Below are 18,765 nucleotides of genomic sequence, written 5' to 3'. Positions count from 1 at the left end.
AATTTGTTTCTCAAATATAGATGAATATTAAATGAATAAATATTCTTTAAAGTATATTAAAGGCCAAATATTAGACAAAACACCTAAAATAATCGATTAACGTACTATCATTTTCTTTTCTAGGTGTAAAAATCTCGAGTAGCTGGGGTTTGCTGTCGTTTTTATATAGCTGTTGAATACTTGCAATGGTATCATTTAATGTATCCGCCTTGTGATATTCAAATCCAAACATGGCACACAAGTGTTCTGCAGATAAACCATGAGTAGTCTCAAAGTATGTACTAAAGTTAACACTTTCTTCTTTACCAGGCAAGATCCTAAAAATCCCTCCTCCATCATTATTAATCAAAATAATTTTGAAGTTTGCCGGGATATGATCGTTCCACAATGCATTACTATCGTAAAAAAAACTGAGATCTCCGGAAATCAAAGTTGTTGGAGTGTTAGTTACTGTGGCAGCTCCTATAGCTGTCGAAGTGCTTCCATCTATCCCACTAGTCCCTCTATTACAAAATACCCGATATGAAGGTTTTAAAGAGAATAATTGCGCATAGCGTACTGTAGAACTATTGCTTAGCTGCACCATTTGACCTTCGGGAATATGATCAAAAATCACCTCAAACGCCTTAAGATCAGTAAACTTTATTTGTTCCAGATATGCTTGATGTCGTTCTCTTCTTTGATCTCGAATGGCTAACCAGGATTGCTTATAATCTCCATTTACATTTTTTGTTTCCATCAAGAAGGTTCCAAAAAAGTTATTAGGAGTTAGTTTTATATGTTCTGTCAAACAGAAATAGGTGTCAAAAGCTTTTTTCTCATCAATATGCCAATGTGCCTTAGGTTGATACTCTCTTAAGAAAGCTTTGACCCTTTTGGAAACAACCATTCCTCCTACCGTCAACAATATATCTGGATGCAATTGCTCAAACTCCTCTTCAGACAAAGAGGTGATCAACTGATCAATACAATTTACATGAGAGTCATGATGTATGTTGGATGTGGTTTCGGTTAACACGAGCACCGAAGGATCATTAGCAAAATGATCGATCCACCGTTGTTCTATGACTCCAGGAGAATTCACCCCTATAAGAATCATTTTTCTTTTTGAAGTATTCCATAATGTTAGCATCTCATCCTGAAGGGTTTCTGAGATATGATGCTGCGGAAATTCTACAGGTATATTCTTAGGTAAGACTGTTGGCTCTTCTAATCGATCATACAGAGGCTCATAAAAAGGAACGTTAATATGTACCGGACCTTTTTTCTCTATAGCTTTGTTTAAAGCCAGATTAATTTCTCTTTCGTTATGCTTTTGCGCTTCTCGCTGTTTCTGTCGTACTTTGGGATCTTTAATCTCGGTTTCTGCAACCACTTCAGAATACAAATTAGCAGAATATAAGATATGATTCTCAAAAATATTTTTTTGACGAATGGTCTGCCCGTCCCCAATATCTATTCGTTCGATAGGTCGATCTGCACTTAGCACCACTAACGGGATATCACTATAAAAAGCTTCTGAAATTGCAGGATAGTAATTTAAAAGTGCACTTCCAGAGGTACACACAAGCGCTACTGGCTTTTTTATCTGCTGCGCAATCCCCAAAGCAAAGAAAGCAGCACAACGTTCATCCACAATGCTATAGCACTTCATAGTTGGGTTTTCGGTAAAACCAATAATTAAAGGAGCATTACGAGATCCTGGAGAAATTACAATATGATGAACACCTTTTGCTTCGCATAGCGCCACAACACTTTGCGCTAAAGGAATTTTTGAATAAAAACGTCTTTTCATTTGAAGAGCTAAAGTACAACATCAAACCAATCTAACCCAACCTTTTGATACGAATTTAAAACAGCACCTTTTTCATGGTTTCGGTTTTGCGCACCGTCTCCTCCCATTCTTTTTCCGGATCAGAATCTTTGGTTACTCCTCCTCCTACATACAACTCAACCTCGTTACCATTAAGTTGCATACAACGAAGATTTACATACATATCAGATATCACCTTCCCTTTACCATCCTGCATATGTAACTCCCCTAAGAATCCAGTATAATATTCTCTGCTATATCCTTCATTTTGTAAAATAAACTCTTTCGCATCATTTTTGGGTAAACCACAAACCGCTGGTGTAGGATGTAATATAGACAACACATCCTTTAATCCTGATTTTTCTGGAATTAAATCTCCTTTTATATCTGTTCTTAAGTGAAGTAAAGTTCCTGCCTTGTGTGTGTAGGTTTTTGAAGAAATAATGTCATTTGCGATCCCGGATAATTGTTCTAGAATAAACGAAGTGACCATCTCTTGTTCTTCAAGCTCTTTGTTCCCCCAGTTCACCTGTTCTGTAGACTGATATGGCAGTGTTCCCGCCAATGCCATAGTAGAAAACTTATTTTCTTTACTGTAGAGCAATGTCTCTGGAGTAGCCCCTAACCAAATACCAACTTTTGGGTGGTACCACAAATACACAAACGCATCATCATAAGAATTGATTAGTCGTTTTAGTAACAATAAAGGTTCAAAAGCTTCTTCACCTACAACAACCTCTTTTCTAGACAAAACCACTTTCTTAAAAGCACCTGCCTTAATTACGTCAATTCCTTTTTGTACTAATTGCTTATGTTTATTTTTCTGTTCTTCAGACCAAGAAATTTTTATTTCCTGCTCTTTTGTATAGAATACGTCCTCATCTACTACCGGTAACTCAGTAAGTGGTATAGTGATATGTTTACAAACATCCAGTGGAAGTAAAATCGCCTTTTTACTCTGATCAAAAGGAGAGAAAACAAATCCAGATTCTTGATAATTTGCCACCTCATAGATCATCTCATTTTCTTGAAGCAAAACGTTAAGATGCTTCGCTCCTTGTTTTTTATATAAGACCAAGGGTAAGTTTTGGTCCAAATGTTCTTCGATACCAGCAAATTCTGGATGCACATTCATATTACTTTGATTTTGGTAATGCGATAGTGGACAACTTTACAACAGAAATCAAATTTCCTTCCTCATCCCTTATTTTAATATCCCAGAGCTGGGTAGTTCTTCCCTTGTGTACAATTTCGGCACGTCCAAACACATATCCTTCTTTTACACTTTTTACATGGTTTGCAGATATCTCAAGTCCTCTTATAAAAAAATCCTTTGCATTGAGAAAAATATAAGAAGCTGCACTCCCCACACTTTCCGCTAGAGCAACCATTGCTCCCCCATGTAATACACCATCAGGTTGATGAACTTTTGGGGTTACCGGCATTTTGGCCACCAAATAGTCCTCACCCACCTCGCAAAAGGAAATTTCCAGGGTTTCCATAAGGGTATTTTTACACATTTTTGCGCATTGTTCGAGTATCTCTGATTCTGTGAATTTCATAAAAACGAAGTATTATATAGCAAAAATATGTAATGACTTTAAATAATTCTAACTATATTTGATTATTATTTTAACGAACGTTCAATAAAATGCCAAAAGTAAAAACATCCAAAGCTGAAGTTCTTAAAAAGGTCATTCCAGTACTTAGAGCACGTGGTGTACAAAATAGTAGCATGAGCGAATTGTCTAAAGCTTGCCAGATTCAGAAATCACATTTCTATTACTATTTCAGTAATAAAGACGAACTGATTAAAGAAGTACTAGCTACAGTACATAGTTATTTTCATCATAATTTGTTCAAAATCATAGACAATCCTTCTATGAGCATCGAAGAAAAAATTGTAAAAATGAAAACACTGATGTTCAAAATCTTTCAAGTTTCAGATGGTGGGTGTATTATGGCGAATACTGCTTTAGAAACTATACACCTCGACCCTATTTACAAAAAAGAGATCCAATCTTTCTTTCAAGATTTTATTTCCGGGATTGAACGTTTACTGCAACAATCTCAGTACGATGCTAATGAAGCTACAGAACTTGCAGAACAAATGGTGCAAGATATTGAAGGTGGCATTTTGCTGATGCAGGTCTACGATGATTCCAAGTACTTAGATAAAGCCATACAAAGAATGGAGAAAATCATCCTTAAAAAATAATCTAATGGATTCCTACACACTACGATCTTTTGATAATTACCCTATATCCGTACATGAATTTGTTCCAGAATCGCCTAACAATATAACTATTGTTTTTGCTCCTGCAGTAGCTGTTCCTCAAAAATTCTATTTCGGCTTAGCAAAAGAACTGGCACAAAAGGGATGTAATGTATTCACTTTTGATTATAGAGGTATTGGCTTTTCTAAATCCAAAACATTACAATCCATAAAAAATGATGGATATTTCTCCTGGGCAGGGGATTTCAAAGAAGTATCAAAACATGCCAAAGAAGAATACCCTGGAAACAAACAATATTTAATCGGACATAGTTACGGAGGGAACAGCATTGGTTTTAGTGATGCTCATCAATATTACGACAAGTATTTAACCATTGCTTCTCAGTATGGATATTACAAGCACTTCAAGTTTAAAATGAGACTTCTCATACTTCTTAATTTTGGACTTTTTGTACCCATAACCACTTCTATTTTGGGCTATTATCCTTCAAAATGGTTTGGACTGGGCGAGTCCTTGACCACACAAGTAGCAAAGGATTGGGCAAAGTTCTTGTTACATCCGGATTCAATGCTACATTTTACCCAACAAAATAAAGTCACTCATTACGAACACATTAAAGATCAGATGCTATTGATAAGTATAGAAGACGATCTTTTTGCTCCGAAAAAATCTGTAGATATTTTAGGAGATAAAGTATATCAAAATGCCTCGGTAACCCGCAAACATCTCATACCATCTCAATACAATTTGAGGGCTATCGGGCATTTTGATTTTTTTAGAAAGAAAAACCGAGATATCTTGTGGCCAATTGTATATGATTGGTTCGAATTACATTAAAAAACTTACCTTCTATCCTATGAATACAGAAGAAAAATCAGCAGTTTACCAAACTACAAACTCCTACTCTACACTAAATCAACTTACTAGTACTACAAAAAATGTTTGGTTGGTTTTTCATGGGATTGGATATCTAAGTAGATATTTCATTAAATTATTCGAAAGTCTGGATAGTACTCAAAACTATATTATCGCACCGCAGGCGCCTTCAAAATATTATAAAGGCAACACCTACAACAAAGTAGGTTCGAGTTGGCTTACCAAAGAAAACACCAAAGCTGAGACTATAAACGTATTAAACTATATAGATGCTGTAATGCAAGAGGAAGATATTCCAGAAAATATTAATCTCATTGTTTTGGGATATTCTCAAGGCGTTAGTATTGCCAGTAGATGGATCGCAAGCAGAAAAATATCTTGTACTGCTTTTGCAATAGTATCTGGTGGTTTTCCCAGAGAACTAGCTCCAAAGGATTTTGATTTTTTAATCCCTACCACAGAAATAGTGCATATTTTGGGAGAAAAAGATCCCTATTATGAAGAAGACAAAGTCCAAGCCGAAAAGGATAGATTAGAGCGTATTTTTCCTAAAATTCAATTCCACATGCATACCGGAGGACATGAATTAGATCCTAATACCCTATCTCTAATACTATAAATCTAAACTTTTATTTCGTTCTCTTGATATCCTCTATAGCTTTACGACTGTGTACGGTATCATAGATGATAGTCAATTTTTCTATTTTATTTTCTGGCGATAATTCAATAATATCAACCACCTTAAATTGAACAGTTTCTCCATTGCTAATCTCCCAATAGTAATCAAAAAGCAAAGAAATACGATTCGTATCTTCTTCAAAAAACAAACCATCGAACCTAAGTATAGAACGGTTGGTGTCATTTTTCAAAACTGTATAAAAGTCTTTCGCCGGCTTTGTGCCATATAAAGGTGAGACTACGACACCATTATCAGTAAACAATTCAACGATTTGATCTATATCCCCATTTTGTAAAAAGTCGAGGTAATTATGGGCAACTTCTTCTTTGGTCATTTTAAAGGTATTTCTCGTTAATCACTTCCAAATGATGTCTTTGATGCCCGGCCAAAATATAGCCCAATGCCCTTGCACTCATAGGACTATCACTTGCTGTTCCTATAAATTGCAACATCTCTTTGGTAAAATTCTTATACATAGCTATAGAACTATTACGTACTGCCTCATAATCTTCTATGATATCATTCTTTGTCATATGCTTTGCATTAGAATTAGGAACATATACGTCCTGATCAAAACCAGCCAAAGGTGTATTATCTTTACGAGCAAACCTTAATGCGCGGTACGCAAATATTCTTTCTGAATCAATCAAATGTAGCAATACTTCGGCCAAAGTCCACTTTTCTTCTGCATAGGCAAAAGCTAGTTTTTCATCAGGTAAAACGCTCACAAAATCAATAAATTCGGTTTTACCAGCTTTCAATCCCTCAACGATATCAGGAAATTCTGCTTTTGCAATGTACGCGCCATAATAAGGATGGTATTCTTCTTTACGGAGTTGGGATATCATAGTATGTAATTAAAATGAGGTAGAAATTTAATCATTCCTACCTCACTTCTAAAAAAACTTAACAGTTCTTTATTACATTATGCTGAGTTACGACTAGCATTAATATTTCCGAATAGAGAGCGTGTCACCATTTTTTCATAAACTTCACGCAATTCAGTATCAGCATCTTCAGTACGATTCATATCCTGAATCTTCTTCAAAGCGTACTGCTGTATCGTAAGTAGCGGAAGTACAATTTTCTCACGCATATCAATAGAAGCTCTACCTGCTGGTTCGTTTTGCATTAATTCAGAATAGCCAGTCAGTTTCATCAATAGCTTTTTTGTGAGTTCGAACTCATCATGGATAATATCCCAAAACTTCCCATACTCATTATCTTCTTTCATATATGCCGTAAGCTCAAAAAACGACTTAGTCAAACTCATCATACTATTTGCTATCAACGCTCTAAAAAAAGCAGAATCCTTATACAAAGTAACTACTTTATCAAATTCTCCACGATCTTCAAAAGATTTTAATGCGGTTCCTACTCCATAGAATCCTGGAACGTTTTGTTTTAACTGACTCCAGCTACCTACAAAAGGAATTGCTCTCAAATCTCCAAAATCCAAGGTAGTGCTTTTGCTTCGTTTAGAAGGTCGGCTACCAATATTAGCTTTTCCGTAGTACTTTAAGGTACTCATATGCTCTAAATACGGAAGGAACTTTGGATGACTCTTAAAGTCTACATAAGTCTGATAACTAATATCTGCCAACTCTTGCATGGTCTTCTTATTCTCTTCAGAAAAACGATTAGCGTCATTGGTTGTTAATTGGTTTTCGACTCCAGCTCCTAACAATTGCTCCAAGTTATATTGACAAGAATCTAATGTTCCAAAATTAGAACTAATGGTTTGCCCTTGCACCGTGATTTGTATTTGCTCATCTTCAATAGTTGGACCTAGAGAAGCATAAAACTGGTTGGTATTACCACCTCCTCTTGCAGGAGGTCCTCCTCGACCATCAAAGAAGATCACATCGACATCATATTTTCTAGAAATCTCAGTTAGCTCCTCTTTTGCTTTAAAAATACCCCAGTTTGCCATCAGATACCCTCCATCCTTAGTACCATCAGAGAAGCCTAGCATAATTGTTTGCTTCATTCCCCTGCGTTTTAAGTGATCCATATAAACAGGATTACTATACAGTGATTCCATTACAGCATGTGCCACTTTGAGATCTGGCACTGTTTCAAAAAGAGGAATCACATCTACTGTGGGTTGCTGCCAATCACATAATCGAATCATAGCAAAGGTTTCCATCACATTTAACTCACCTCCATTATTACTAATGATATATCGATTTGCTGCGCGTTCTCCATTATCCTTCTGAATAGTTTGAATCGCATAAATAGACTCTATCGTGGCTCTGGTAATGTCCTCTTCAAAAATCGATGGATCTAATTTTCCCTTTACTTCTGAAAGAACTTTGATTTGCTCTTTTTCTGAAAGTGATTCATAATTCTCAGGAAAAATACCTAAACCTGCTTCATTGGTCTTTTGAACTATATCTGTCAACACCTTATGATGTACTCTGGAATCCTGTCTTATATCTAAGGTTGCAAAATGAAATCCAAAAACTTTAACCTTGTTGATCATTGCCTGAAGGTCTTCCAAAAATAAAGATTGATGCTCTTCAATCAATTCTTCTTTGATCTCCAACAAACCATTTAGCAACGCTTCTATAGATAATGGCTCTGCAGTTTTTGAATAATAGAAATTATCATATAACGCAGATTCTAACTTTATGATTTTTTCTTGTAGATTTCCAAAAGTGATACGCCTCTTTAACTCACGCATATCACGATAGTAATTGATCAATATCGTTTTGCGTAATCTTTTAGCTACTTTGAGTGTAGTTTCTGTAGTAACAAATGGATTCCCATCTCGATCTCCTCCCGGCCAAAAACCAAGATTAATCAAATCGTTATCCATCTCTTCTCCTTCAAAAATATTCTCCTGAATGTAGTTATATATGGTACTGGCAGAATGATAAAATACATTCTCCAAATACCATATCAAACTTACGGCTTCATCAAATGGAGTTGGCTTTTCTTTCTTGAAAAAAGCGGTCTTACCCAATTGCGCTAACAATTTTTTGATTTTTGCCAAATCATTTACGCGTATTGCGCTATCCAAATCATGAATAATCCCAAGAACAGTTCCCGGGTAAAATTGAGTTGGGTGTGCCGTAAGTGTTGGACGAATCTTGAATCTCCTAAGATAATCTTTCAATTCTTCCAATTGCCCCTTTGCCTGCGCTTCTTCTTTAATACTGCGCAATGTCCCTCTACCATCCATATTATTCACTACAGGAAAAGCTGCATCTTCAATCGCATCAAACAATACTACTTGTCGTTCTATGTATTGAATAAAGCGGAACAAAAGATCGTGTTTATCTTTTTCAGAAGGATTATCCTGATATTGTGCAAAAAACTTTTCTACAATTTCTGTAGGATTCTTATGAAGTTCGTAGCCCTTTTCGCAAACGTCTTTAAAAAGTGGTAGTAATACTCCAGTATTGGTAATCGTATCAAAAGGCAAGGTCATGAATATACTGTTGTATATCTGGTACTTTGCTAGAACGTTTTCATTAAAACGTTCGATTTTTGGTTTTCTAGCCATTGTTGTGGTGGTAAAATGGTTGTGGTTAACAAAAATTAAAAAGCCCTCTAAGATCATGTCTCAAAGGGCTTATGCTATTAAGAAAGAGAAACCCTTTACAATTCCTGAAAAATAGAATGCATTAAGCGTTTCTTATCATTGATGCTTTCTTCTAAAGAAATCATAGTTTCTGTACGATATACTCCATCGATATCGTCTAGTTTAAAAATAATTTCTTTTGCGTGGTTAGTGTCTTTTGCTCTTACTTTACAAAAGATGTTGAATTTCCCTGTAGTGATGTGCGCTACAGTAACATAAGGTATTTCGTTAATGCGCTCCAAAACAAATTTGGTTTGAGAAGTGTTTTGAAGATAAATACCTACATAAGCTATAAAAGAATATCCTAATTTTTTATAGTCTAATGTTAGAGAAGACCCCTCGATAATTCCAGCTTCCTCCATTTTTTTAACACGTACGTGAACGGTACCTGCAGATATCAATAATTTCTTTGCGATATCAGTAAATGGAGTACGTGTATTTTCAATCAACATATCCAGAATTTGGTGGTCAACTTCGTCTAATTTGAACTTTGCCATAGTAACAATTTAATATTTTTCCCGATTATTTACATTGCAAAAATAACAGAAAAATACAGTTTTCACACATTTTAATTCACCTTTTTGTCAATTCTATTGAGAATAATTCAGAATCTAAGTGAAATTTTAACATCTCAACCTCTGGAACTATCTCTACTGTAACGTTTTCGTGACGAATTACCCTCTTTTTACCCTCTATTTCGCGATGACCATAAAATTTTCGTAAATCATCAATTTTAACAATTTTAGGTACAAATTTGACAGTATTTTCCTCTAATTTTTCGGAGAATTGAATCGCTATATCTACGTTTTTATCATTCAAAAGTACATCTCGAATAATGATATCGTAAAAACACTTTCCATTTTCAGGGATTGAAAAATAATCTTGATAATAAGCTCCGGTCACTGATGTACTGGCTAGATACTCTAAAGAACTGACTAATGCATAGAATATATATTTCCGAGTATGCTCGCGATCGTAATCCTCTTCATAATGACCTGCCTCAAAAAGAATAGTTGGAATCCCTAAAGACTCTAAAGTATCTCCTATGCAGTTGATATTAAATCCATCATCATAACGCCCCACTTGGTTAGGAATATACTGTTGAAGAATAGAATTCATATGAGCGATGATCTCCATACCTATTTTTCGGCTAGCAGTAATGGTTCGCTCTGGATCACCTGCTGGGGATAAAAACGACACTGTAGCTGTATGATTAGTTTCTCCTGCACTGAAGATGGTTCGTTGCCCATGTAGATTAAAAGCTACATCTGGTTGAATCTGGCTGATAATCTTATTTAATACAACACTTTCCTTTTGTGTTTTTGCTTGAGCATCCCTATTAAGATCTACTTGATTGTAGTTTAACCTCGTATATGCCTTAGCTCCATCCGGACTTAATATAGGAATAATATAGAGCGTACAAGATTCTAAGAGTTCCTTTACCGAAGGTTCTTTAGCATCATTTAGAAAGTTAAGGACATCAAACACCGCTTTTGTAGTCGTACTTTCATTGCCATGCATTTGAGACCAGTACAATAGTTTTTTGGGGCCAGTTCCCAAAGTAATTAAATGAATAGGTGCGTTGTTTTCAGATTCTCCTATAACTTCAATTTTCATTTTAGAAGCGTGTCTATCTAAAATAGGGGCTATATGATCATAAGAAATATAACGTCCAAATAAGGAAGTTTCTTTGTGTTGTAAGAACCAATTTTCTAATCTATCAATGTTGCTCATATCTAATTATATGCCACGAAATTAGTATAGTTTATTGAAGATTCATAACAAAACAAATTATTATTTACATCTGTAAACCAACAACTAATTTACAATTGTAAATACCATCGAGTTACATTTGTAAACATGTGAAATTATTTAGTTTGTTTACGATTGTAATCAATTATATCTGTACAGTTTCCAATTGTATTTCAGTTATTAACAATCAATGTTCCAAATATTTGCATATTAAATTAAATTGTTATTAATCAGATGATTAAATACGATAATCTAAATAACTACTTTATTACCCAATAATCACTGTTTACAAATGTAACTAGGAGAATTTCATTAAATTGTTTACCTTTGTAACACAATATTAACCTTCTATTCGTTTACAATGGTAAACAACAAAGATTTTGGTAAAAGAATCCAAAAAATAATGGATCATTATGGTGTATCTGCCTCATCTTTTGCAGATTATATGGGTGTAGGACGTTCGTCTATATCGCATATCCTTAGTGGACGAAATAAACCCAGTCTTGACTTTGTCATGAAAATAACTGAAGCGTATGGTGATGTCGATATGCAATGGTTATTATATGGAAAAGGGAGCTTTCCTAAATCAGAAGAAATTGTACAGGAAAAACAATTGGTGACAGCAACACCACTTCAGGAAAAAATACAACCTACTACACTTCCTATTGATAAAGAAGATCAGGATTTATTTTCGCAACACACACCTGCTCCTGTCCAAGAAAATGAAACCCCCACTCCTATACCTCAAACTTCTCAGGAAGCTATTCGTAAGATTACCTATGATGAGGAAAAAATTGAAAGAATTGTCATTTTCTACAATGATGGTTCCTTTAGATCATATACCACAAAAAAATCTTGATATTTTTTTAGTGCTTACTATTAACTTTCTGGAAATAAATTTATTTTCGCTTTTAGTTAAACCAAACTATGAAGTACTTTCTTTTTACACTTTTCTGCGGCTTACTCTTTACCGGGTGTTATCAACAAGAACGAAATTGTACAGAATTTCATACTGGGACATTTGAGTTCGAAACCCTTCTCGATGGAGAACTAGCAAAAACCACATTTGTTAGAAATGATTCTATCGAGATCGATTATTTCAGAGGGAAAAGTGATACGGCAACTATCCGATGGATTAATGACTGCGAGTACATTGTCAAAAAATTGCATCCCAAAAGTATGTCTGAAGAAAAATCAATCCACATGAAAATATTATCTACAGATGGTGATATCTATACTTTTGAGTACGGATTAGTGGGTAGTGCCAACAAGCAAAAAGGAACTGCCAAAAAAATAAAATAAGATGTTTGAAATTTTCGCTTCTGCAGATGCATGGGTTGCATTACTAACACTTACCTTTTTAGAAATTGTATTAGGTATCGATAATATTATTTTTATTTCGTTAGCCTCAAGTAAGCTTCCGGATCAACAGCAAAAAAAAGCAACCAATATTGGTTTATTGTTGGCCATGATTATGCGAATCGTATTGCTATTCGGTATTTCACTTCTTGTAGCTATGGAAGCCCCATTCTGGCATATCAATTTGCCTTGGGTCGAAGCAGGTATTAGCGGACAAGCATTAATATTGTTTGGTGGTGGTATTTTTCTCTTGTACAAGAGTGTTCATGAAATTCATGAAAAAGTAGAAGAAAAAGGAGAAGAAGAAAAAGAAATCCAGGCCAAGAGTTCTTCTACGCTTTCAAAAGCAATTCTACAAATCACATTGATCAATATCGTTTTTTCTTTTGATTCTATTCTTACCGCAGTAGGAATGACAAATGGCTTAAGCGCAAATCCCAATGATGCATTAATTATTATGATTGTAGCCGTGGTGATTTCAGTTTTAATCATGATGCTCTTCGCCGCTCCTGTGGGAAGATTTGTAAACAAACATCCATCAATTCAAATCTTAGGGCTTTCTTTTCTAATACTTATTGGTTTTATGCTTATTGCAGAAGCTGCTCACCTAGCACATTTTAAAATATTTGATACCGAAGTGGGAACTATTCCTAAAGGGTATCTCTATTTTACCATTGCTTTTTCTTTGTTTGTAGAGTTCCTAAACTTTAAAATTAGAAAAAAACAAAGTATCTAATTTTTTACAAAATGTAACGAAATACTATTAGGAAATCATGGTCTATTACCAAAATAAATAGGTTAAAAATCTGTTTTTCATTTTATTAACGATAACACATGTAGTTGACCACCTACATGCTTCTGTAATCCATTACGCATATAACACGTGTTAATATACACTTAAATTCCTACAAATTTTACAACTCTCGCAATAAACTCGATTAAGGATTCGTTTTATTATCTAGCAAACACTTAATCCAACAAAAATGAATTTTAACGAAAATTGAATAGTTATATCCGGATCAATTGTATATTCTTCGTGTTAAAATTTACTTTAGATCCAGATCGCAAAACATTTTAGTTAAATTTTAAAAATCACCCCAAAATATGAAAACTCACACACTATTTGCCATTCTTTGGTTTACTACAATTGTTTTACAAGCCCAAGAAAATCAACAAATTACCACAACAACGCTTACAAATGTTACTATTGAAGTACAACAATTTGAAGAAACTCAGAACATCGAAAAAGATCAACCTACCTACCCTGTAGAAGAATACAAAGCAATGATTGCCCGTTGCAAAGAATTATCTCTCAAAATCATAGCATACGATAGGATGATTCAAGAGGGTACCATGAAAAGATCACAAAGAAAAGCATGGAAAAGGGATCTTATGGAAGCAAAATTACTCAATTATAGGATCGACGATTTTACAAATGCGTATTTAAGACAAAACTATTCACTTATTGAACACGTAGATAATAAATCATTAAGTGATTATTACGATTTTTCAAAAGTCTTGGAGAGTGCTAACAAATATGCTGGTTTTTAAACAAATACATTCTTCATAGATATGATGAACACGGTTTGAAAATTACAAACCGTGTTTTTTTTTGCCTATATTTATAAGACCATCTATTAAATCGAATCCTTATGAAGTTTACATGTAGTGTCCTAATAGATGCCCCAATAGATCAGGTTATTCAACTTTTTGATAATCCAGATCATCTCAAAGAATGGCAAGATGGTTTTATAAGTTTTGAACCCTTAAGCGGAACGCCAGGTACTCCTGGAGCCAAATCCATACTTACCTACAAACATGGAAAACGAGAAATGCAACTTGTGGAGACGATTACGGCAAAAAACCTTCCTGAAGAATTCAGTGGAACTTATGAACACAAACATATGGATAATGCCGTGACATGCAGTTTCAAAGCACTTTCTCATAATACTACCAGAATGGATTATTTAGTACATTACACAAGGTTTAAAGGGTTTATGCCCAAATTAATGGCCTTCTTAATGCCTGGACTGTCCAAAAAATATACACAAAAGTGGTTGGATCAGTTTAAAAATTTTGTAGAAAGTACCGTTAGCCAATGAACTACCTCTAAACCATAAAAAATATTTCTATTTTAGCAACCATAAATCTAACAGAGATATATGGAAAACAAACACATTGGATGGATAAGGGTTCTGCTATTGATCATCCCCTATTTCTTTATAGTAGGAGGTTTTCAATTAATAGGTGCTTGGGTAGCAGGTATTCAAATAGATCCCCCAAATGTAGTTAAGTCTTCAGGGCAACAATTAATCACTTCTTCTTTTAATCTCTTGGGGAACTTTTTACTACTATGGATTTTTATGCGTTTTGTAGATAAGGAAAAGTTCGTTTCTCTTGGTTTTCATATAAAAAATAGAGGTAAGGAAATCGTGGGTGGAATTGTGCTTGGAGCTTTTATCATGGGGTTTGCATATGTCACCTTATTGCTTCTAAGTGAAATTGAGTTTGTAAAATTGACTTTTTCAATCCGAGAGCTTTTTATTTCTATTTTGATATTTTTGATTGTAGCCATAGTAGAAGAAGTTTTGTTAAGAGGATATGTACTTAGAAATTTTATGATCTCTTTTAATAAATATATAGCACTTATTCTCTCTTCGGCAATTTTTGCTTTGTTACACGGATTTAACCCAAATATTAGTTGGTTTAGTATGGTTGTTCTGTTTCTGGCAGGCTTACTACTGGGAATCTCATATGTGTATACCAAAAACTTATGGTTTCCTATTGCATTGCATTTTAGTTGGAACTTTTTTCAAACGCATTTTGGTTTCAATGTTAGCGGTTTGGACATGTATTCTATTATTGAAACTCAAATCGTAGAGAATAATCTATTAAATGGTGGTGCTTTTGGTTTTGAAGGCTCCATATTTTCTGTTATTGCTGAAATTGGTGGTATTATAGCTATTGGATACTATTTTGCAAAAAAAGTCTCTGTAATACCTACTCCTGATACGAATGCTTAATAAACTACTCAGCTATTTTCTTTTATCCTACAAAAAATTGCATTTTTGTATGGATCAAAAAAAGAATCCTGCATAAATGAGTTTAGAAAGAGCATTACAAAAACGTAGTCAGCAAAAATGTGAATTATCTGGTGATACCGAAAATCTAGAGGTATATCAAGTTCCTAAATCTCCTGGAAATGGATTAGAAAGTCATATTTTAATCTCTAAAACTTGCTTAGAACAGATAGAAAACCCTGAAAAGATAGATCCAAATCATTGGAGATGCTTAAACGAAAGCATGTGGAGTGAAGTCCCTGCAGTGCAAGTGGTTGCGTGGAGAATGTTACACAAAATTAAAGCTGAAGGCTGGCCGCAAGACTTACTAGACATGCTATATCTAGATGATGACACTTTGCAATGGGCAAAAGCAACTGGAGAAGGAGATGAAAATGAAGATGCTATAAAACATATCGATGCAAACGGAGCGCTGTTACAAGCAGGAGACAATGTAGTACTGGTTAAAGATCTAAACGTTAAAGGCACCAATTTTACCGCAAAACGAGGTACAGCAGTGCGTAACATTACCTTAGTACACGACAACGAAGAACATCTAGAAGGCAAAGTAAACGGTCAACATATTGTGATTCTCACCAAATATGTAAAGAAATTATAAAGATAGACAACTAGTATCTTTCTTTCAATCTGTTTCTGTTATTGGTATTAAACATAAAACCTACTCCTACTATCTAAAACTCTGAATATTTTTTATATCGAAGCTTAGAATAAGCTACCTTGTTCTCCTTCTTCAGGTTCTTCGGTACTTTTTGCTTCTGATTCGCTTGATGTATCTTCTGTAGTTTGTCCTCCATTTTCTGGAGATACATTTTCTTCTTCAACAACCTCAATTTCTTCCGCAGGAAGTGGTTCTGGTTCTTCATAAGGTAACGAATCCAATAGATTTATTTGTCGCACTTTATGAGTAGTCAATTGATTACCAAGTGCTTTTATCCCTTTTATAGCAATAAATTCTTCTAGATTTACCTCTTCATTAGGGCGTTGCTCTTTTCCTCTGATTTTGGTAAAAACAATTTCGGTCAAAGGTCTATAATCTGTAGAAACTACCTCCAAAAATGATTTAGGATGATCTGTAATAAAAGACTCTTCTTTTTCAGGATTTTCTATTACAAATCGTTTCACATAGTAACGTTCTTTTTCTCCATCCCAATAGACTGCGGAAATTGGTTTTTTAGGTTTCCATTTTTCCAACACAATCATATCAGCACTAAAATGCAAACTCATTTCAGGAATCAAAGTTTTCACCCCGCCTTTTTGATCGATAATCAATAAGCGATCTTCTCCTTTAAATTCCCCCAGCAGTTCTCCTCTTCCATCAACATTTAATCGTTGTACCGTATCATCGAACCAAATCTTACGGGGTTTCAGCGTAGACACTCCCGCTTCTTTTAGCTCAACTCGTTTGATATTATATTTGGTAACTATATTTCCTTTTACTCCTCTACCTTTTATCAGCAAATCAGAAAAATCCAGATCAAACTTCAGTTTTTTGATACTCCCCGCCTGACGTAGCAAAATAGTAATTACCTCAGCTTCGCCATTAGGGTTAGCAGAAAAATAAGTGACTTTTGAGCTCTTTTTCCCTTGGGTAAGATCATACTCTTTATCACGTGTTACTGCCGTTACCGCAAATCGTTTTACAAAAGAAGCTCCTCCTCTACCATCTTGATAAATCATATTGTAAATGGTACGCTTATCCTTCTTTTTGAATACGGCAACATGGATAATGTTTTTACCAATAAAGGTTTTAGAATCTACTTTGGTAACCATCATCTTACCTTCTGCAGTAAAACAGATAATATCATCAATATCAGAACAATCGGTTACATATTCATCCCGTCGTAATGACGTACCCACAAATCCTTCTTCACGATTTACATAAAGCTTGGTATTTCTGATTACTACCTTGGTAGCTTCAATATCGTCAAAAATCTTAAGCTCTGTTTTGCGCTCTTTACCTTTTCCGTAAGTGGATTTTAATCGTTTGAAGTAATCTATAGCATATTCGATAAGATGTTCCAAATTATGCTTTACACTGGCGATATCATCTTCTAAAGCCTCAATTTTTTGTTGTGCTTTATCAATATCAAACTTAGAAATACGCTTGATTCGTATTTCTGTTAATCGCACAATATCTTCCTCGGTTACGGCACGCTTTAGGTGCTTGATATGCGGTTTCAACCCTTTATCGATTGCCTCTATCACTCCTTCCCAGGTTTCTACCTCTTCAATGTCTCGATAAATTCGATTTTCGATGAAAATTCTTTCCAGAGAAGCAAAATGCCATTGCTCCTGAAGCTCGTTTAACTGTATTTCGAGCTCCTTTTTTAGTAATTCTACCGTATTATCAGTAGAACGGCGAAGCATCTCAGAAACACCAATGAAATTTGGTTTGTTTTCTTCGATCACACACCCAAGAGGAGAAATAGAAACCTCACAATTGGTAAATGCATATAGCGCATCAATAGTTTTGTCTGGTGAAATTCCAGAAGGAAGATGCACTAGTATCTCTACCTCTGCTGCTGTATTATCTTCTATTTTCTTGATCTTAATCTTTCCTTTATCATTTGCTTTCAGGATAGAATCAATCAAACTTGTGGTGGTCGTTGAGAAAGGAATCTCGGAAATCACCAATGTATTTTTGTCTTGTTGCGCAATTTTCGCCCGTACTCTAACTTTACCCCCTCTATTACCATCATTATAATTCGTGCAATCCGCAATACCAGAGGTAGGAAAATCAGGCAGTATCGTAAATCGTTTTCCTTGCAAATGTTTTACAGAAGCATCGATAAGTTCAATAAAGTTATGAGGAAGTATCTTGGTACTTAATCCAACGGCAATACCTTCTGCTCCCTGTGCTAACAATAACGGAAACTTAACCGGTAAATTGATGGGCTCTTTCTTTCTTCCATCATAGGATAACTGCCAATCGGTTACCTTGGGATTATAAACTACATCCAAGGCAAACTTAGACAAGCGCGCTTCAATATATCTCGAGGCTGCTGCTCTATCTCCAGTAAGGATATTACCCCAGTTTCCCTGCATATCGATCAATAGATCTTTTTGACCTATTTGAACCATAGCATCCGAGATACTGGCATCACCGTGAGGGTGATATTGCATGGTATGCCCTACGATGTTAGCGACCTTATTATAACGTCCATCATCCAAATCCTTCATAGAATGTAGGATACGGCGTTGTACTGGTTTTAAACCATCTTCTATAGCGGGTACAGCACGTTCCAGGATTACATACGAGGCATAATCCAAAAACCAGTCTTTGTACATTCCTGTTACCTTAGTGATCACCTCTTGTGGTTGGTGATCTTCGGGAGTTGATTCGTGATGTAGTTCTTCGTTTTCGTTTTCCAAATCCATAT

The 18,765-nt window shown here is 35.0% G+C and carries 19 protein-coding genes; 10 read left to right on the top strand and 9 right to left on the bottom strand.

What is annotated here, in order from left to right:
• Nucleotides 1–70: 70 nt before the first annotated feature.
• Genes menD through BUE24_RS01820 form a run of 3 tightly spaced genes read right to left on the bottom strand, consistent with a single transcriptional unit; the run spans nucleotide 71 to nucleotide 3,375 of the window.
• A complete protein-coding gene (menD, locus tag BUE24_RS01830; protein WP_073313102.1) occupies nucleotides 71–1,795 on the bottom strand; it encodes a 2-succinyl-5-enolpyruvyl-6-hydroxy-3-cyclohexene-1-carboxylic-acid synthase in 1,725 nt (574 codons plus the stop codon).
• Nucleotides 1,796–1,850: 55 nt separating this feature from the next.
• Nucleotides 1,851–2,948, bottom strand: coding sequence for an isochorismate synthase (locus BUE24_RS01825; protein ID WP_073313100.1), 1,098 nt, complete (start codon nucleotides 2,946–2,948; stop codon nucleotides 1,851–1,853).
• Nucleotide 2,949: 1 nt separating this feature from the next.
• A complete protein-coding gene (locus BUE24_RS01820; protein WP_073313028.1) occupies nucleotides 2,950–3,375 on the bottom strand; it encodes a PaaI family thioesterase in 426 nt (141 codons plus the stop codon).
• A gap of 89 nt (nucleotides 3,376–3,464) precedes the next feature.
• Here BUE24_RS01820 and BUE24_RS01815 point away from each other — a divergent pair, with 89 nt between their 5' ends.
• Genes BUE24_RS01815 through BUE24_RS01805 form a run of 3 tightly spaced genes read left to right on the top strand, consistent with a single transcriptional unit; the run spans nucleotide 3,465 to nucleotide 5,545 of the window.
• A complete protein-coding gene (locus BUE24_RS01815; protein ID WP_073313026.1) occupies nucleotides 3,465–4,031 on the top strand; it encodes a TetR/AcrR family transcriptional regulator in 567 nt (188 codons plus the stop codon).
• Nucleotides 4,032–4,035: 4 nt separating this feature from the next.
• Complete coding sequence (locus BUE24_RS01810) at nucleotides 4,036–4,887, top strand: alpha/beta hydrolase family protein (RefSeq protein WP_073313024.1); 852 nt, start codon at nucleotides 4,036–4,038, stop codon at nucleotides 4,885–4,887.
• Nucleotides 4,888–4,906: 19 nt separating this feature from the next.
• A complete protein-coding gene (locus BUE24_RS01805) occupies nucleotides 4,907–5,545 on the top strand; it encodes an alpha/beta hydrolase (RefSeq protein WP_073314399.1) in 639 nt (212 codons plus the stop codon).
• Nucleotides 5,546–5,555: 10 nt separating this feature from the next.
• Here BUE24_RS01805 and BUE24_RS01800 read toward each other — a convergent pair whose 3' ends face one another.
• From BUE24_RS01800 to BUE24_RS01780, 5 genes are all read right to left on the bottom strand, one after another.
• Nucleotides 5,556–5,939: a nuclear transport factor 2 family protein gene (locus BUE24_RS01800; RefSeq protein ID WP_073313022.1), complete on the bottom strand. Its 384-nt coding sequence runs from the start codon at nucleotides 5,937–5,939 to the stop codon at nucleotides 5,556–5,558.
• A 1-nt stretch (nucleotide 5,940) separates the two neighbouring features.
• Complete coding sequence (locus BUE24_RS01795) at nucleotides 5,941–6,453, bottom strand: DinB family protein (RefSeq protein ID WP_073313020.1); 513 nt, start codon at nucleotides 6,451–6,453, stop codon at nucleotides 5,941–5,943.
• A gap of 77 nt (nucleotides 6,454–6,530) precedes the next feature.
• Entirely contained in the window at nucleotides 6,531–9,116 is a 2,586-nt protein-coding gene (locus BUE24_RS01790; RefSeq protein WP_073313018.1) for a phosphoenolpyruvate carboxylase, read from the bottom strand.
• A 95-nt stretch (nucleotides 9,117–9,211) separates the two neighbouring features.
• Nucleotides 9,212–9,691, bottom strand: a complete 480-nt coding sequence (locus tag BUE24_RS01785; protein WP_073313016.1) for an Lrp/AsnC family transcriptional regulator — start codon at nucleotides 9,689–9,691, stop codon at nucleotides 9,212–9,214.
• Between the two features lie 76 nt (nucleotides 9,692–9,767).
• A complete protein-coding gene (locus BUE24_RS01780) occupies nucleotides 9,768–10,928 on the bottom strand; it encodes a M14 family zinc carboxypeptidase (RefSeq protein ID WP_073313014.1) in 1,161 nt (386 codons plus the stop codon).
• Nucleotides 10,929–11,307: 379 nt separating this feature from the next.
• On the opposite strand from BUE24_RS01780, the gene BUE24_RS01775 reads away from it, so the two are divergent.
• The 7 genes from BUE24_RS01775 (at nucleotide 11,308) to BUE24_RS01745 (ending at nucleotide 15,983) form a co-directional block, all read left to right on the top strand.
• The gene (locus BUE24_RS01775) at nucleotides 11,308–11,805 is read left to right on the top strand and encodes a helix-turn-helix domain-containing protein (protein WP_073313012.1); all 498 of its coding nucleotides are present in this window, start codon (nucleotides 11,308–11,310) and stop codon (nucleotides 11,803–11,805) included.
• A 68-nt stretch (nucleotides 11,806–11,873) separates the two neighbouring features.
• Nucleotides 11,874–12,248: a DNA topoisomerase IV gene (locus BUE24_RS01770; RefSeq protein WP_073313010.1), complete on the top strand. Its 375-nt coding sequence runs from the start codon at nucleotides 11,874–11,876 to the stop codon at nucleotides 12,246–12,248.
• A 1-nt stretch (nucleotide 12,249) separates the two neighbouring features.
• A complete protein-coding gene (locus BUE24_RS01765; RefSeq protein WP_073313009.1) occupies nucleotides 12,250–13,041 on the top strand; it encodes a TerC family protein in 792 nt (263 codons plus the stop codon).
• 368 nt (nucleotides 13,042–13,409) lie between these two features.
• Nucleotides 13,410–13,856, top strand: coding sequence for a hypothetical protein (locus BUE24_RS01760; protein WP_073313007.1), 447 nt, complete (start codon nucleotides 13,410–13,412; stop codon nucleotides 13,854–13,856).
• A 101-nt stretch (nucleotides 13,857–13,957) separates the two neighbouring features.
• Nucleotides 13,958–14,407 (top strand): SRPBCC family protein, encoded by a 450-nt coding sequence (locus tag BUE24_RS01755; RefSeq protein WP_073313005.1) that lies wholly within the window; start codon nucleotides 13,958–13,960, stop codon nucleotides 14,405–14,407.
• A 60-nt stretch (nucleotides 14,408–14,467) separates the two neighbouring features.
• Nucleotides 14,468–15,328 carry a CPBP family intramembrane glutamic endopeptidase gene (locus tag BUE24_RS01750; RefSeq protein WP_073313003.1) on the top strand — a complete coding sequence of 287 codons (861 nt, stop codon included), beginning with the start codon at nucleotides 14,468–14,470 and terminating at the stop codon, nucleotides 15,326–15,328.
• A 76-nt stretch (nucleotides 15,329–15,404) separates the two neighbouring features.
• Complete coding sequence (locus BUE24_RS01745; RefSeq protein ID WP_073313001.1) at nucleotides 15,405–15,983, top strand: PhnA domain-containing protein; 579 nt, start codon at nucleotides 15,405–15,407, stop codon at nucleotides 15,981–15,983.
• Between the two features lie 104 nt (nucleotides 15,984–16,087).
• Here the strand turns inward: BUE24_RS01745 and BUE24_RS01740 are convergent, their stop codons facing one another.
• Entirely contained in the window at nucleotides 16,088–18,763 is a 2,676-nt protein-coding gene (locus tag BUE24_RS01740; RefSeq protein ID WP_073312999.1) for a DNA gyrase/topoisomerase IV subunit A, read from the bottom strand.
• Between the last annotated feature and the right edge of the window lie 2 nt (nucleotides 18,764–18,765).

This window comes from Aquimarina spongiae, from assembly GCF_900141785.1.
Lineage (GTDB): Bacteria > Bacteroidota > Bacteroidia > Flavobacteriales > Flavobacteriaceae > Aquimarina > Aquimarina spongiae.
Note: the sequence above shows the minus strand (reverse complement) of the source record. Positions and strands in the feature narration are given on the sequence as shown.

Excerpts from the sequence above, each read along its gene's own strand:
- BUE24_RS01760 (WP_073313007.1), top strand. The coding sequence starts at position 13,410 with ATGAAAACTCACACACTATTTGCCATTCTTTGGTTTACTACAATTGTT.
- BUE24_RS01815 (WP_073313026.1), top strand. The coding sequence starts at position 3,465 with ATGCCAAAAGTAAAAACATCCAAAGCTGAAGTTCTTAAAAAGGTCATT.
- BUE24_RS01800 (WP_073313022.1), bottom strand. The coding sequence starts at position 5,939 with ATGACCAAAGAAGAAGTTGCCCATAATTACCTCGACTTTTTACAAAAT.
- BUE24_RS01755 (WP_073313005.1), top strand. The coding sequence starts at position 13,958 with ATGAAGTTTACATGTAGTGTCCTAATAGATGCCCCAATAGATCAGGTT.
- BUE24_RS01795 (WP_073313020.1), bottom strand. The coding sequence starts at position 6,453 with ATGATATCCCAACTCCGTAAAGAAGAATACCATCCTTATTATGGCGCG.
- BUE24_RS01745 (WP_073313001.1), top strand. The coding sequence starts at position 15,405 with ATGAGTTTAGAAAGAGCATTACAAAAACGTAGTCAGCAAAAATGTGAA.
- BUE24_RS01810 (WP_073313024.1), top strand. The coding sequence starts at position 4,036 with ATGGATTCCTACACACTACGATCTTTTGATAATTACCCTATATCCGTA.
- menD (WP_073313102.1), bottom strand. The coding sequence starts at position 1,795 with ATGAAAAGACGTTTTTATTCAAAAATTCCTTTAGCGCAAAGTGTTGTG.
- BUE24_RS01785 (WP_073313016.1), bottom strand. The coding sequence starts at position 9,691 with ATGGCAAAGTTCAAATTAGACGAAGTTGACCACCAAATTCTGGATATG.
- BUE24_RS01765 (WP_073313009.1), top strand. The coding sequence starts at position 12,250 with ATGTTTGAAATTTTCGCTTCTGCAGATGCATGGGTTGCATTACTAACA.
- BUE24_RS01740 (WP_073312999.1), bottom strand. The coding sequence starts at position 18,763 with ATGGATTTGGAAAACGAAAACGAAGAACTACATCACGAATCAACTCCC.
- BUE24_RS01770 (WP_073313010.1), top strand. The coding sequence starts at position 11,874 with ATGAAGTACTTTCTTTTTACACTTTTCTGCGGCTTACTCTTTACCGGG.
- BUE24_RS01820 (WP_073313028.1), bottom strand. The coding sequence starts at position 3,375 with ATGAAATTCACAGAATCAGAGATACTCGAACAATGCGCAAAAATGTGT.
- BUE24_RS01805 (WP_073314399.1), top strand. The coding sequence starts at position 4,907 with ATGAATACAGAAGAAAAATCAGCAGTTTACCAAACTACAAACTCCTAC.
- BUE24_RS01780 (WP_073313014.1), bottom strand. The coding sequence starts at position 10,928 with ATGAGCAACATTGATAGATTAGAAAATTGGTTCTTACAACACAAAGAA.
- BUE24_RS01775 (WP_073313012.1), top strand. The coding sequence starts at position 11,308 with ATGGTAAACAACAAAGATTTTGGTAAAAGAATCCAAAAAATAATGGAT.
- BUE24_RS01790 (WP_073313018.1), bottom strand. The coding sequence starts at position 9,116 with ATGGCTAGAAAACCAAAAATCGAACGTTTTAATGAAAACGTTCTAGCA.
- BUE24_RS01825 (WP_073313100.1), bottom strand. The coding sequence starts at position 2,948 with ATGAATGTGCATCCAGAATTTGCTGGTATCGAAGAACATTTGGACCAA.
- BUE24_RS01750 (WP_073313003.1), top strand. The coding sequence starts at position 14,468 with ATGGAAAACAAACACATTGGATGGATAAGGGTTCTGCTATTGATCATC.